Raw genomic sequence first — 13,218 nt, forward strand, 5'->3', positions numbered from 1 at the left:
AGGTCACCGCGCCGGGAGGAGGTACAGGCTCTGGGTGCCCATCCAGGGCGAGCTGATCGTCCAGGTCGCCAGCGCGTTCGGCGGCGGCGCCTTGCGGGTGGTGGCCAGCACGAGATCCGGGGTCGCGGGCGGGACGCTGTGGTCGAAGAACCGGAAATTCGCTGCCAGCAGGGCCTTGCCCAGATCACTGCTGCGGTTCTTCGTCTCGACGATCGCCGGGTCGACGGAGCCGCGGTCGGAGAACTGGTCGACGATGTCGCAATCGCAGGAGTACGCGAGCGCGCCGACCTCGCCCGCGCTCTCCACCTTGCGCCCCTTGGTCAGCTCGCCCAGCTGGGCGCCGATCCGGCGGTATTCGTCGGACGCGGCGTGGTTGCTGGTGATGGGCGCGAACCGGCGCGGCAGCTCAGGGGCCGCGTAGGCGACGGCGCTCACGAGGAGGAACGCGCCCGCGAGGATTCCCGCGCCGAGCCGGGCCCGGCCAGGTACCGCGCAGGCTCCGGCGGCGAGGAAGACCGTCGCGCCGACGATGCTGGGCGCGTAATACCAGTGGTACGGCGGAACGTTCAGCCAGCAATAGGCCAGGTAGTGCGCCGCACCGGCGATGGCGAGCGTGGCGAACGGCAGCAGCCGCTTCGCCCGCTCCGAACCGCGCCGGAAGTGGAATGTCCACAGTAGACCGGCGAGCGCGCCGATCACGAGCGGCAGGAAGGAAAGAGTCGCCGCCGGCGGGAAGTTGCGCAGGTACAGCAGCGGGCCGTTGGTGAAACTGAACGGCCCCCACGAGCGCTGCATGATCTTGATGACCAGCGTGTCCGGCACCGCCGAACCCAGCACCAGCCAGCTGAACAGGAACCACGGCAGCATCACCGCCAGCGCGGCGAACGTCATCCGCCAGATGCCCACCCAGAATTCGCGGCGCCCGAGGAACAGGACGAACGCGATCAGCAGCAGGTCGATCCGGATCAGCGCGATCAGGCCGATCACCGCGCCCGCGGCGGCGGGACGGCGTTCGTGCAGGAACACCATCGACCAGACGACGGCTGTCGCACCGAGGGCGACTTCCAGCCCGGCCGACGACAGCAGCAGCGGATTCACCAGCAGCATGCCCAGTGCCAGCGGGGCGAACCAGCCGGAGAGACCGGTCGCGGCGCCGATCCGGCGCAGGCCGAGGACGAGCGCCACCTGGCTCGCGACGAAGACGATCCCCGCGGCGAAGACGGCGTCCCGCACGATGAAGGTGACGAGCGCCAGCACGAGGACGTTCAGCGGCGACGTCGCGGTGTTGGCGGTGCCTTCTTCGATCAGGCCCCAGTGGCCGTGGAAGGCGAGGTTCTTCGCGTACGAGAGCGTGATGTACGTGTCGTCGATCAAATGCCCGCTGACCAGCACGAACACCAGGGCCGAAGCGACCGCCGCCCCGGCCGGGAGCACCCAGGGGCGGGTAAGGACGACGGCTCCCGGCAGCGCACCGGGAGCCTGGGGCAGATCGGCGGAGGCGCTTCGCATCACGGACACCGTACACGGCGGCGTGATGATTCCGTTATCTACCCGCCGTGGGACTCGTCACGCCGGCCGCGGTCGCCATGGCCGTCACGGAAGTCCCTGTGCATGCCGGGACCGCCCGGACCTCGGTGTTCGCGGGAGATACCGGGCCGCCGATCACCGTCGCGGGAGGCCAGGCCGACGGCGGTGCCGATGATGCCGCCGCCGAGGAGGAAGCCGAGGGCGCCGACCGCGACCAGCTGCGTCGCACGATGCCCGGCGAACCGGCGGAATCCGCCCTTCCGGGGCGGGACCTGCTGCACCGGCGGAGGCGCGGCCGAAGCCTCGGCGGGCTTCTTCGGGTTCTCGTCCGCCACCGAGGGCTGCTCGACCGTCTTGTCCTCGTCTTCGGACGGCCGCTGCGGGTCGCTCATCTTCCACTCCTCAGGTTGATGGGGGCGGGCTGTGTGCCCGCCCCCATCACCGAGGATCCGTGCGCTTCCTATGGATGCGCTGTGCGTGAGCTGTCGAATCAGAGATAGAACGACAGGAACAGCGTGATGACCCAGCTCGCGCCGAGCACCTGGAGCACGCGGTCCTTGAGCGCGATCTCCTCCGGCTCGCCCGCGTTGCCGCCGTCGACGTCGACGGCGTACCGCAGAACGGCCACCACGAACGGGACCATCGAGACGACCGCCCAGACCGAGTCGTGCTCGACCTGGCGGATCTCGAACGCCCAGAGGCAGTACGACATGATCAGGATCGCCGCGGACGTCGCCCAGACGAACCGCAGGTAGCTCGCCGAGTACTTCTTGAGCGAAGACCGGATCTTCGCGCCCGTGCGCTCGAAGAGCATGATCTCGGCGTAGCGCTTGCCCGCCACCATGAACAGCGAGCCGAACGCCGTGACCAGCAGGAACCACTGCGAAAGCGCGATACCCGCGGCGACACCACCGGCGATCGACCGCATCAGGAAGCCCGAGCCGACGATGGCCAGGTCGACCACCGGCTGGTGCTTGAGCCCGAAGCAGTAGCCGAGCTGGACGGCCTCGTACACCGCCAGGACGACCGCGAGCTGCCAGCTGGCGAGGAACGAGATGCCGAGGCCCGCCGCGAAGAACACGGCCGCCGCGACGAACGCCACCGGTACCGGCACGATCCCGGCCGCGATGGGCCGGTTCCGCTTGGTCGGATGCGCCCGGTCCGCCTCGACGTCGATCGCGTCATTGATGAGATAGACCGAGGAGGCCACCAGCGAGAACGCCGCGAAGGCGATCAGCGCGGCGATCAGCAGGCCGGTCCGGTCCGTCGACTTCGAAAAGGCGAAGAACGGTGCGGCGAACACCAGCACGTTCTTCACCCACTGGCGCGGGCGTGCCGTCTTGATGATGCCGCCGACGAGACCGCCGGCGACCTTCTTCGGTTCGGCGGCCTCTGTGGCGGCCACGGGTTCTACGTCGTCAGGCTTGGAATCGGCCTTCTCGGTCGTTTCACTCATCGTCGCTTCAGCTTCCTACGTATCAGGCCGCCGACTACGCCCCCTAGGGCCGCTCCGGCCAGAACGTCGGTCGGGTAGTGGACGCCGAGCACGAGCCGGGAGGCCAGCATCGGCGGTACCAGGGCCGGGACCAGGTTACGCCCGGTCAATCCGGAGTAGAGCACCGCCGCCGCCGTAGTCGAGGTCGCGTGCGAGGACGGGAAGCTCAGCTTGCTCGGCGTGGAGACCAGGACCTCTACGCTCGGGTGGTCCGGGCGGGGCCGCCTGACCACGCGTTTCACCGCGATGGAGGCGGCGTGCGCGCCGACGACGCCTGCCGCCGCGACCAGCCAGTCCTTGCGGCGCTTCTTGTCGACCGCCGCCCCGACGAGTCCCAGCGCGAACCATCCCGCGCTGTGCTCGCCGAAGTGCGAAAGACCGCGTGCCGCCTTCACCGTGACGTCGCTCTTCAGGACGCCCTGAGCCTTGGCCAGGACGGCGACCTCATTTTTTGGGGGGTCCAGGGGGGCTTGCAGATCGNGTGAGCCCTGCTGGAACGTGAGTGAGGCTGACAGCGGCGAGTCCTCAGGGATGGCTTCGGTTGCTTCGGAGAGTAGCGCGGCGGCGTCGCCGAGACGACCGAGTTCGCGGCAGACGTCGGCGAGTTCCAGCGTGACGGTGTGATCGGGTGCGGCCGCGCGTGACGCGCGAAGGTCCGCCAGAGCGCCTTCGAGATCGTCGGCACGCCGGTTCAGGGCTCGCGCGAACAGGCACCGGGCCAGCACCGGCCGCAGGGCGCGTTCGTGGAGCAGATCGTGCAGCGCCGACACGGCGGCGACGGCGTCGGCCAGCCGTCCTTCGCCGAGATAGGACTCGGCCAGCCGTCGCTGGTTCCCGGCGAGTTCGGCCAGAATCTCCTCGCTGCCGCGAGCGAGCCGAAGTGCCTCTTCCGCGTGATGCGCGGCCTTGGCGGTCTCGCCGAGGCGGAGCTGCCCCTGCCGCGACCACGCGAGCCTCAGTCCCCCATTCACCCCCGGGGTGACCCATGAGGGGCAGCCGTCGCCGGCCGCGCCCACTCGCAGTACTTGTCTGTCAGACGACCACTAGGCGGAAGTGGTTTACCGGACCCGCCAACGTCACCCGATCGGCCTAAGAACTTCTTCCCTGCAGTACCGGGAGTACGTCGCTGGCGACCTCTTCGAGGGTCGACTCACGGCCGACGTAGTAGTCCCCGGACCGCGGCCAGTGGGTGACGATGTCGGTGAATCCGAGCTCCCCGGCCCGCCCGGCGGCGTCGGTGAACGCGCCCACGCTGGAGAGCGAGAAGACCGGCGCCGAGTCGAGGCTCAGGAACCGCTGCACGCTCGCCTTGTCCCTGCCCACGACGTCGAGCCGCTCGTCGAAAATCTTCACGAGTTCCGCGACGCCCATCCACCATTCGTCCTGGGTGTCCGCCTTGATGCCGGTGGTGGCCCAGCCCGCGCCGAACCGCGCGGCGAGCGTCATCGTGCGCGGGCCGTTCGCGGCCACCAGGAACGGCAGCCGCGGCCGCTGCACGCAGCCCGGCTGGTTCCGCGCGCCCTTGGCCCGGTAGTACTCGCCCTCGAAGTCGAAGCCGTCGGTCATCAGCAGCCCGTCGAGCGCCTCGACGAACTCGGCGAAGCGGTCCGTTCGCTGTTTGACCGACAGTTCGGGGCCGTCGAGGACGACGGCGTCGTAGCTGGTGTTCGTGACCCCGGCGCCCACGCCGAGGATGAAGCGGCCGTCGGAGATGTCGTCGAGGGTGGTCAGCTCGCGGGTGAACGGCACGGGGTGCCGCGCGACCGGTGAGGCGACGAAGGTGCCCAGTCTGATCCGCGACGTCACCATCGCGGCCGCCGTCAACGTCGGCATCGCACTGAACCACGGGCCGTCGACGAGATTCCGCCAGCCGAGGTGGTCGTACGTCCAAGCGTGGTCGAAGCCGTATTCCTCGGCGGCCCGCCATTTCGGCTCGGCCGCCCACCAACGATCTTCCGGAAGGATCACGATGCCTACGCGCACACCGCGAAAGTAACAGCGGAGCGAAGCTCCTCCGTCGAGGGTGGCGGAGGGGAGGAAGGCGGAGGTGGCGGTGCCCGCCGACACTTCGCCCGACGGGCGGATCTTCGGGGATGATGTGCCGGTGGAAAAGCCTCTCTTGATCGCCTCCGATGTCGACGGCACCCTGCTCGGCCCGTTGGAGGTCCTGTCCGAACGCACGATCGACGTCGTCCGGCGCGTCGCCGCGGCCGGAGTGCCGTTCGTGCTGGCCAGCGGCCGTCCGCCGCGCTGGATCGCACCGATCGCGAACCCGCTGGGCCTCACCGGGTACGCGGTCTGCGCGAACGGCGCGGTGCTGTACGAGATCGGGACGGACCGGATCGCGGCGGTCCACGGCCTGCTGGAACCGCAGCTGCTGCACGACACGGTGAGTGCTCTTGATCACGCTCTCCCCGGCTGCCGGTTCGCCGCGGAGCGGGTCGGCGAGTCCGCGCTCGACCCCGAGATACGCAACTTCGTGATCGAGCCGGACTACCACAACCCGTGGGGCAACCACGAGGGCACGGAGGCGCCGCGGGCCGAGGTGCTCGGGCATCCGGCGATCAAACTGCTGATCAGCAGGCGCGGGATGAACTCCGACGAGATGGCGCGGGCGGCACGCGAGGTGCTCGACGGCTCGGTCGACATCACCTACTCGACCAACACCGGCCTGATCGAGGTCGCCGCGCACGGCATCACGAAGGCGACCGGGCTGGCCGAGGTCGCCGAGCGGCTGGATGTCCCGCCCGAACGCGTGATCGCGTTCGGGGACATGCCGAACGACGTCGAGATGCTCGGCTGGGCCGGGCACGGCGTCGCGATGGCCAACGGGCACCGCTCCGTGCTGGACGTCGCCGACGAGATCACCGCGCCGAACTCGGAGGACGGCGTCGCGCAGGTGCTCGAACGCTGGTTCTAGGAAGTGATCGGCGACCCACGGCAAGGCGGTCTAGCGGCCTTCGCGGTCGAGTCTCGCGGCCTCTTCCGGCGTCGGCGCGGTACCGCCGAGGTGCGCGGGCAGCCACCAGCGCTCGTCGTCGGACGACGGCTTCTCCGGGTAGCCGGCCTGGACGCGGTCCACGAGCGCCGACATCCGCACGCGAAGGTCCTTCGAGAGGACTTCGGCGTCCTCGTCGGCCTTCGGGTGCATCGGCTCGCCGACGAGGATCGAGATCGGGACGTGGCGCCTGGTGAGGTCCTTCGGGCGCCCCTTGGTCCACAGCCGCTGCGTGCCCCACAGCGCCATCGGCACGACCGGGACACCCGCCTCGGCGGCCATCCGGACCGCGCCGGACTTGATGTCCTTCACGGTGAACGACCGGCTGATCGTGGCCTCGGGGAACACGCCGACGACCTCTCCGGCCTTCAGACGCTCGACGGCTTCGCGGTACGAAGCGAGACCCGCGCCGCGATCGACGGAGATGTGGTGCATACCGCGCATGAGCGGCCCGGCCACACGGTTGCTGAAGATCTCCTTCTTCGCCATGAACCTGACCAGGCGCTTCGCGGGCTGCGCGCCGAGCCCGCAGAAGATGAAGTCCAGGTAGCTCACGTGGTTGCAGGCGATGACCGCCCCGCCCGTCGACGGGATGTGCTCGGTCCCCTCCACCCGGATGCGGTTGTCCAGCACCCGGAACATCAACTTCGCCGCCATGATGACGGGCGGGTAAACGAGCTCAGCCATTCGTTCAGGTTACGCTACCGTAGGGTAACCAACCTACGGTCGCGTAGGTCACATCACTCCGAGCGTTCCTGCCGCGCGAAGGTCACCAGTGCCAGAGCGACGCCGAGCACCGTGCAGTACAGCGCGATCACCTGATGCTTGACGTTCTCCAAACCGTCGCCCAGCGCCGCCAGGACGAACTGCCCGGCGGCGACTGCGAGCAGGAAGCCCAGCGCGACACCCAGCGCGGCGCGCCGGGTCTTCCAGCCACGCCAGGCGATCAGGGCCCATAGCGGCAGCAGGGCGAAGAAACCCAGCGGTGCCAGCAGTTTCGTCACGGTCGAAACGATCGGGACGCGGTATTCCTGCGCCTCCGGGGCGAAGCCGGCCGAACGGTCGAAACTGCCGAGGTAGGGCGGCCGCGCGGTGAGCAGATCGCCCGCCGCGCGATCCAGGATCTCGACGGTGCGCCAGGGGTGCGTCGCGAAGTACCCGACGACGTTGCGCCTGCTGATCTGTTCGCGGTACTTCGGGTACTCGGGATCCTGCGTCGCGGGCTTCGGATGCCACCAGCCGTTGCCCGCGTACTGGCCGAACGAGGCGGGCAGCCCCAGCGCGGCGAGATCGGCCCCGGTGTCGTGCCGACCGTCCACAATGGTCAGGAAGATCGTGTTGAACATGTTGATCTCCCGCGAATCGTCGCCCGGCCGCGCGGCGAGCGAGCCGTCGGGCAGCTTCGCCGGTTCGACGGTCTGCTGCGCGTAGGCCGTGCCCCCGGCGAGCGCGCCGATGACGAAAACCACGGGAAGCCAGCGCTTCAGGCCGCGGACTCCCGCCGGACGGACGAGCAGCGCGGCCAGCGCGAGCAACGGCAGGATCATCAGCGTCTGGACCTTGGCGTTCACCGCGATCAGGCCGCCGAAGAGCAGCACGGCGAGACCCGCGTAGCGCCACCAGCCAGGCCGCGCGGCGACCAGCAAGCCGCCGACGGCGAGCAGGAGACCGAGGAAGGCGGCCCCCTCGCCGAGCACCGAGGCGAAGTAGCCGAAGAACGCGGAGTCCGCGACGACCAGCAGCAGTCCCACGGCCGCGAAACCGCGGACACGGCGCGAATACGGCAGTCCGGCGACGATCAGCGCGACCGCCGCGGCGGCGAGGACGCTGGTGAGCACGCCGAGGACGACCAGGCTGAGCGTCGATTCGAGGCCGAGCAACCCGCCGATCGACCGCGCGATCCGCGCGAACCAGCTCTGGGTCAGGAGATAGGTGGCGTCGCATTCGCCTGCCGGGACGGTGTAGGCGAGGTGGACGAATCCCTCCGGTTCACCCTTCCACGGGATGCCCGCGCCGCAGAGCACGCGGAAACCGTCGCCGTTGTCGGACATCGCGATCGGCCGCGGCACGAGGAAGCGGACCAGGAGCACGGTGAGCGCGGCGGCGAACACACCGAGGCCGAACAGGCGCGAACGAGCCTCCAGCGCTGCCGGTCGGCTGGGGGAAACGCGTTCGTCGACACTCACGAGAGGCACGGTACGTGGCGGAAATCGGGCGAGCGGTCGAGGGCCGACGTGACCGCCCGCTCGACGTCCGCCCGGATGAAGACGGTGATCCACGACGAGGTTCCTTCGCGCGCGAAGGTCGCGACGCGGTACCTCGCCGCGTACGCCGGGTCGATCACGCAGGTCTGCTTCGCCGAGTAGCCACTGTCGGTGATGACGGCGATCGTCGGATGCCGCCGGGAGACGACGGCCTCGCCCGCTTCCTCGGTCTGGCCCCGGACGCCGACGATCTGCAGTTGCGTCCCGGCGTGGTACGAGAGCACGCCGGGCGCGGAGGTGCTCACGACCGAACCGGGCGGCAGATAGGCGTCGAGCCAGCGGCCGATCTCCTCCATCTGCGCGCCGTGGTCGTGCCAGGCGCGCACGCGGGCGAGCATCTCCGGGCTGAACACCGACACCAGCACCGCTAGCCCGGACAACGCCACCGCGGCGGCGGGCATCAGCCGCTGGACCGGCGGACGCGGCCGTGGGCTCGGCTTCGCGCCCGAGACGAGCACGCCGTAGATCGACACCGCCGCCACCGACAGCAGCGGCGGGATCGGCGCCAGCAGTCGCCAAGCGGGCCCGGCGTCGCCGCCGAAGAAGACCACGAAAGCGGTGAGCGCGACGGCGGTGGCCAGCATCAGCCAGGTCAGCGACCTGGCCTCGGCCTCGTGCGGCGTCCGGCCGGTGCGGCGCAGCGGCAGGGCCACCACCGAGATCATGCCTAGCAGCAGGAATCCCTGGTGGACCAGCGAGAAACCCGACAGATACCGCCACCCGCCGTCGATCCGGGCGGCGAGGTCGAGGTCGAAGGGGATGACGACCGACGTCGGCAGGACATGGTCGTAGTAGGTCACCCGCCAGGCGGTCCACGGCGCCGCGAAGACGAACCCGCCGAGCAGCGACCCCACCGGCGACCACCAGGTGTAGCGGCCGCGCAGGGCCGCGACGACCAGCCAGATCCCGACCAGCACAGCGAGCAGGAACCCCGCTGGGCGCGTCATCATCGCGAAGGCGACGAGCACACCCGCGACCACCGGCCGCCGGGCCGCGAGCGCGGCGAAGACACCGAACACGAGCAGCACGAACAACGGCGTCTCGGTACCCGATCCGCCGTACGCGGCGAGGCCTCCGGCGCCCGCGACCAGCACCGCGGCGGCCACGCCATAGGCAGGACGCGCCTCACCGGCCGCCCGCGCGACCACGCGGTTCACCGTCACGTGGGCGAGCAGGACCGCGCCGAGCGTGGCGAGAACGCCGAGAACGATCGCGGAATTCTCGATGTCGGCACCGAAAGCGGCCTTCGGCAACGCGATCACGATCAACCAGAGGAAATTCGCGTAACCCTCGATCCGCTCGCCGGGGTTGAACACCGGGCCATTGCCGTCGGCGATGTTCTGGGCGTAACGGAAAGTGATGTACGCGTCCTCCGAGATGGTCGAAAACATCAACTGGTGCACCAGGGAGAAAACGAGGGTCAGCATCAGCGCGACGGCGCGCCACGCCTTGTCCGCGCCGATCCTGGGCCAGGCCACCAGGACGAAGACCGCGACCACGAACCAGGCGACGACAAGCGCGATCACCACCTGATCCCCCACCCTCCCGGGCCGGCCACTCCCCTGACGAAAGACTACGGTCAAGTATCGATCACCGCGCCGGTGTGTTTCTTTCGGCGCAGTCATTTGACACGAATGGTCCAGCAAGTGTGCACAAAGTAGGCAACGGTCCACCGTTTTGCCCGTCAGGATGTGACTCCTTCGGGTAACGGTCCCCGGCGGTTAATCTGGCTTCCCATTCCGTTCCGCACCTCGGGGGTTCTGTGCGGATTTCCCCACCCGAGGTAGCCCGTGCCCACCCAGACCTCCCTGTCCGCCGACGTCGTCACACTGTGCGTCGCGCTGCTCGTCATCGGCCTCCCCGGTCTGCTCACCGGGCTCGCCGCCGGCCTGCGCGGCTGGGTGCTCGCGGGGATGATGCCGTTGCTGAGTTACGCCATCGGTGGCCTCGCCGGGCCGTGGGCGGCCGCGCTCGGACTCCCGTTCAACCCGGTGACGTATGCGGTGGCGACGGCCTTGTTCGCCGGAGTCGCGTACGGCCTGCGGCGGCTCACCCTGCGCCGTTGGCCGCCCGAGCCCGAGGAACCGCTGTGGGGACGCTCCGGACATCTCGCGGTCGGGGCGTGCCTGCTGCTCGCGGCCGCCATCGGGATGTACGCGGTGGTGCGCGGGATGGGCAGGCTGGACGCCATCCCGCAGGGGTTCGACGCCGTCTATCACGCCAACGGAGTCCGGCAGATCGCCGAAACCGGGGACGGCAGCCTGTTCGGCACCGGCGAGGTCAACTGGTACGGCGACGCGGCACCGGTGTTCTACCCGAACGCGTACCACCTGCTCGCGTCCGTGGTGTACCTGCTCAGCCCGGCGAGCATCCCGCTGACGCTGGACGTGAACACCGCGCTGCTGCCCACGCTGCTGGCGTTGTCGCTGGTCACCATGGTGCGCGTGTTCCGGGGGCGCGCGGTGTTCGCGGGCGCGGCCGCTCTCGTCTCCATCGCGCCGGTGATGGGCCTGTACGAATCGATGAGCAGGGGACCTTTGCTCCCGTTCCTGCTCGGCCTCGCGCTGACCCCGCTGGCCGCCGTCGCGGTGAAGCGCTACCTCGACCGGCCCGCTCCCGACACCGGTTTCGTGCTGCTGGCCGCCGCTGTCGGGCTGCTGTGCGTGCACTCGTCCGCGTTGTTCGGCTCGATCCTGTTCGCCGGGCCGCTGCTGCTGCAACGCTGGATCGCGCCGGGCGGACGATGGCGGCGGATCGGCCGGGACCTGCGCGCGCTGGCGATCGTCGGAGTCGTCGCGATCCTGGTGGCGTGGTTGCAGCTGTTCGGCGCGATCGGGCTCGCGAACGGCGAGGTGCCTTACCGCAGCTGGCCGGTCGAATGGCGGGCGACGACGGCACTCGGCGCGCTGCTGGGCTTCCAGCACCACGAGCCGTATCCGCAGGTCTGGCTTTCGGCCGCGTTGCTGCTGGGCTTCATCTTCTTCTCGCGGCTGGGCGGTCTGCGCTGGATCGGCGTGACGGCGTTGATCACCGGTCTCGCCTACATCGCGGTGACGTCGTCCGAGCAGCCGCTCGTGCTGGCGCTGTCACGGCCGTGGTGGAACGACCCGTACCGGTTCATGTCGATGGCGGCGATCCCGCTGGCGATCATCGCGGCACACGGCCTCGCCGAAACGCAGGCGTGGCTCCGGGACAACGTGGCGCACCGGAAGGTGCCCGCGTTCGCCGTCGCGGTGGTGCTCTTCGGCGCGTTCGCCTTCGTGAGCAACGGTTTCTACGCGCCGTCCAACGCGGACAAGGTCGCGCCCGGCTACGCGAACACGCCCGGCGTCGACCCGCACAAGCTGCCGGTGAGCCCGGACGAGGTCGTCGCGATGGAGAAGCTCGCCGAGTTCGTGAAACCCGGCGAGCGCGCGCTGAACGACCGGCTGGACGGGACGGTGTGGACCTACGCGCTCTCCGGTGTCCGCACGACCTCCGGGCATTTCGACGAGACGCTGTCGCCGTCGGACGCGCGGCTGCTGGAGTGGCATTTCCGCGAGTACCCGTCGAACGCCCAGGTGCGGGCAGCGGTGGCGCGGCTGAACGTGCGGTGGGTGATCGTCGGGCAATACGGCTACCCGACGGGTGCCCCGCGCCAGGCCGGGCTGCGCGATCTGGACGGGCTGAACTTCGTGACCGAGGTGTACCGCAACGCCGACGCCGTCATCTACCGGCTGAACCCCTGACGCATTTCGTCCTCTGAATGCGGTAGTTGCACACGCACCCCAAGTCAAGACCGGGCCGATCAGGCGGGGTGAGTCCAAAGCGGCAGAACCGGCCATGTCTGTCCATGCATGGGCTGAAGGCTCCCTTCACCGCGTCTGATGCGACGAAAGGAGCCTTCAGCCCCGGCCGGCATCGTCTGGTGTCGCGAAAAAGGACCGCGTTCAGAGGACTAAACGCGAGAGGTGACGAGGCGGGCCGAGAGGGCGGCGCCGCCGGCGGTGATCAGGTCCGCGACGGTGAACATGACCCGCGAGGCGATGGCGAACGCCGTCGCCTGGACGACGGTGAGGCCCGACGCGGTCAGCACGGCGACCTGCGCGACCTCGCGGACGCCGACCCCGCTGGGCAGGATGAACGCGAACGTCCCGACGGTCATCGCGACGGCCATCGCGCCGACGCACAGCACGAACCCGCTGAACCCGGGCGTGCCGACGGAGTTCGCCAGCAGCCACAGGTGCACGCCCTGGAGCGCCCAGGCGGCGGTCGACGAGCCGAAGACCTTCCCGACGACCGACCAGCTCAGCCGGTGGTCCAGCGGCGGACGGCGCAGGATCCGCAGCACCAGCGACGTGCCCCAGGTGAGCACACGCGGGTGCAGCATCGCCAGGCCGACCGGGATCAGCACGAACAGCCACAGCGCCCGCGGGCTGTTGCTGAACACCGCGGGGGCCGCGAGCAGCGAGACGACCAGCGCGGACACCACGCCGACGCCGAGCTGGATCAGCGAGCCGGTGAAGATCCGCGCCCTGGCGAGCCCGGCCTTGCGCCCCAGCTCCATCTGCAGCAGGTACGCCCACACCGAACCCGGCACGTACTTGCCGAGCGAGCCGACGAGGCAGATCTGCGCGCCGCGGGCGTAGCCGATCGGTTTGCCGAGGTCGTCGACCATGACCTGCCAGCCGTAGGTCGACACCATGATCGCGGCGATGAGCGCGAGCAGGCTCAAGGTGGAGGATTCCCACGCGACCTCGGACAAGGTCCGCCAGAATTCACCCCAATTGGTGACCAGCGTCTTCGCCGCGAAACCGACGACCAGCAGGATGGCGATCCAGCGGACGACGTCGAGGATCTTCGCCTTCGTGGATTTCGGCTGTTTTAGAGCTACCGAAGTGTCCTCTTCGGGCGTTTCGACCGTCGTCACTGAACCTCCTCTGCTGCTACCTCGT

At 69.5% G+C, this 13,218-nt stretch carries 11 protein-coding genes; 2 read left to right on the top strand and 9 right to left on the bottom strand.

Translation table 11 applies throughout. The annotated features are described in order from the left end of the window. Nucleotides 1-3: 3 nt before the first annotated feature. From LCL61_RS05820 to LCL61_RS05840, 5 genes are all read right to left on the bottom strand, one after another. Nucleotides 4-1,509, bottom strand: coding sequence for a hypothetical protein (locus LCL61_RS05820; RefSeq protein WP_340685888.1), 1,506 nt, complete (start codon nucleotides 1,507-1,509; stop codon nucleotides 4-6). A 38-nt stretch (nucleotides 1,510-1,547) separates the two neighbouring features. Beyond that, nucleotides 1,548-1,919 (bottom strand): hypothetical protein, encoded by a 372-nt coding sequence (locus tag LCL61_RS05825; RefSeq protein ID WP_340685889.1) that lies wholly within the window; start codon nucleotides 1,917-1,919, stop codon nucleotides 1,548-1,550. A gap of 98 nt (nucleotides 1,920-2,017) precedes the next feature. Beyond that, complete coding sequence (locus LCL61_RS05830; protein ID WP_340685890.1) at nucleotides 2,018-2,983, bottom strand: decaprenyl-phosphate phosphoribosyltransferase; 966 nt, start codon at nucleotides 2,981-2,983, stop codon at nucleotides 2,018-2,020. After that, on the bottom strand, nucleotides 2,980-3,486 hold the full coding sequence (locus LCL61_RS05835; protein ID WP_340688501.1) for a phosphatase PAP2 family protein: 507 nt from the start codon (nucleotides 3,484-3,486) through the stop codon (nucleotides 2,980-2,982). Before LCL61_RS05835 ends, LCL61_RS05830 begins: the two co-directional genes overlap by 4 nt. Before the next feature lie 625 nt (nucleotides 3,487-4,111). After that, on the bottom strand, nucleotides 4,112-5,005 hold the full coding sequence (locus LCL61_RS05840; RefSeq protein ID WP_340685891.1) for an LLM class flavin-dependent oxidoreductase: 894 nt from the start codon (nucleotides 5,003-5,005) through the stop codon (nucleotides 4,112-4,114). A gap of 121 nt (nucleotides 5,006-5,126) precedes the next feature. Between LCL61_RS05840 and LCL61_RS05845 the strand changes: the two genes are divergently transcribed. Beyond that, nucleotides 5,127-5,942 carry an HAD family hydrolase gene (locus tag LCL61_RS05845; protein WP_340685892.1) on the top strand — a complete coding sequence of 272 codons (816 nt, stop codon included), beginning with the start codon at nucleotides 5,127-5,129 and terminating at the stop codon, nucleotides 5,940-5,942. Nucleotides 5,943-5,972: 30 nt separating this feature from the next. On the opposite strand, the gene LCL61_RS05850 is transcribed toward LCL61_RS05845, so the two are convergent. Genes LCL61_RS05850 through LCL61_RS05860 form a run of 3 tightly spaced genes read right to left on the bottom strand, consistent with a single transcriptional unit; the run spans nucleotide 5,973 to nucleotide 9,813 of the window. Further along, nucleotides 5,973-6,707: a lysophospholipid acyltransferase family protein gene (locus tag LCL61_RS05850; protein ID WP_340685893.1), complete on the bottom strand. Its 735-nt coding sequence runs from the start codon at nucleotides 6,705-6,707 to the stop codon at nucleotides 5,973-5,975. Between the two features lie 53 nt (nucleotides 6,708-6,760). Next, nucleotides 6,761-8,206, bottom strand: a complete 1,446-nt coding sequence (locus tag LCL61_RS05855) for a hypothetical protein (RefSeq protein ID WP_340685894.1) — start codon at nucleotides 8,204-8,206, stop codon at nucleotides 6,761-6,763. Continuing rightward, complete coding sequence (locus tag LCL61_RS05860; RefSeq protein WP_340685895.1) at nucleotides 8,203-9,813, bottom strand: hypothetical protein; 1,611 nt, start codon at nucleotides 9,811-9,813, stop codon at nucleotides 8,203-8,205. The genes LCL61_RS05855 and LCL61_RS05860 overlap by 4 nt, the downstream gene beginning before the upstream one ends. A gap of 261 nt (nucleotides 9,814-10,074) precedes the next feature. Here LCL61_RS05860 and LCL61_RS05865 point away from each other — a divergent pair, with 261 nt between their 5' ends. Next, complete coding sequence (locus LCL61_RS05865; RefSeq protein ID WP_340685896.1) at nucleotides 10,075-12,012, top strand: DUF6541 family protein; 1,938 nt, start codon at nucleotides 10,075-10,077, stop codon at nucleotides 12,010-12,012. A 209-nt stretch (nucleotides 12,013-12,221) separates the two neighbouring features. On the opposite strand, the gene LCL61_RS05870 is transcribed toward LCL61_RS05865, so the two are convergent. Further along, nucleotides 12,222-13,193: a lysylphosphatidylglycerol synthase transmembrane domain-containing protein gene (locus tag LCL61_RS05870; protein ID WP_340685897.1), complete on the bottom strand. Its 972-nt coding sequence runs from the start codon at nucleotides 13,191-13,193 to the stop codon at nucleotides 12,222-12,224. Between the last annotated feature and the right edge of the window lie 25 nt (nucleotides 13,194-13,218).

The organism is Amycolatopsis coloradensis (assembly GCF_037997115.1).
GTDB lineage: Bacteria > Actinomycetota > Actinomycetes > Mycobacteriales > Pseudonocardiaceae > Amycolatopsis > Amycolatopsis coloradensis_A.

Excerpts from the sequence above, each read along its gene's own strand:
- LCL61_RS05820 (WP_340685888.1), bottom strand. The coding sequence starts at position 1,509 with ATGCGAAGCGCCTCCGCCGATCTGCCCCAGGCTCCCGGTGCGCTGCCG.
- LCL61_RS05830 (WP_340685890.1), bottom strand. The coding sequence starts at position 2,983 with ATGAGTGAAACGACCGAGAAGGCCGATTCCAAGCCTGACGACGTAGAA.
- LCL61_RS05825 (WP_340685889.1), bottom strand. The coding sequence starts at position 1,919 with ATGAGCGACCCGCAGCGGCCGTCCGAAGACGAGGACAAGACGGTCGAG.
- LCL61_RS05850 (WP_340685893.1), bottom strand. The coding sequence starts at position 6,707 with ATGGCTGAGCTCGTTTACCCGCCCGTCATCATGGCGGCGAAGTTGATG.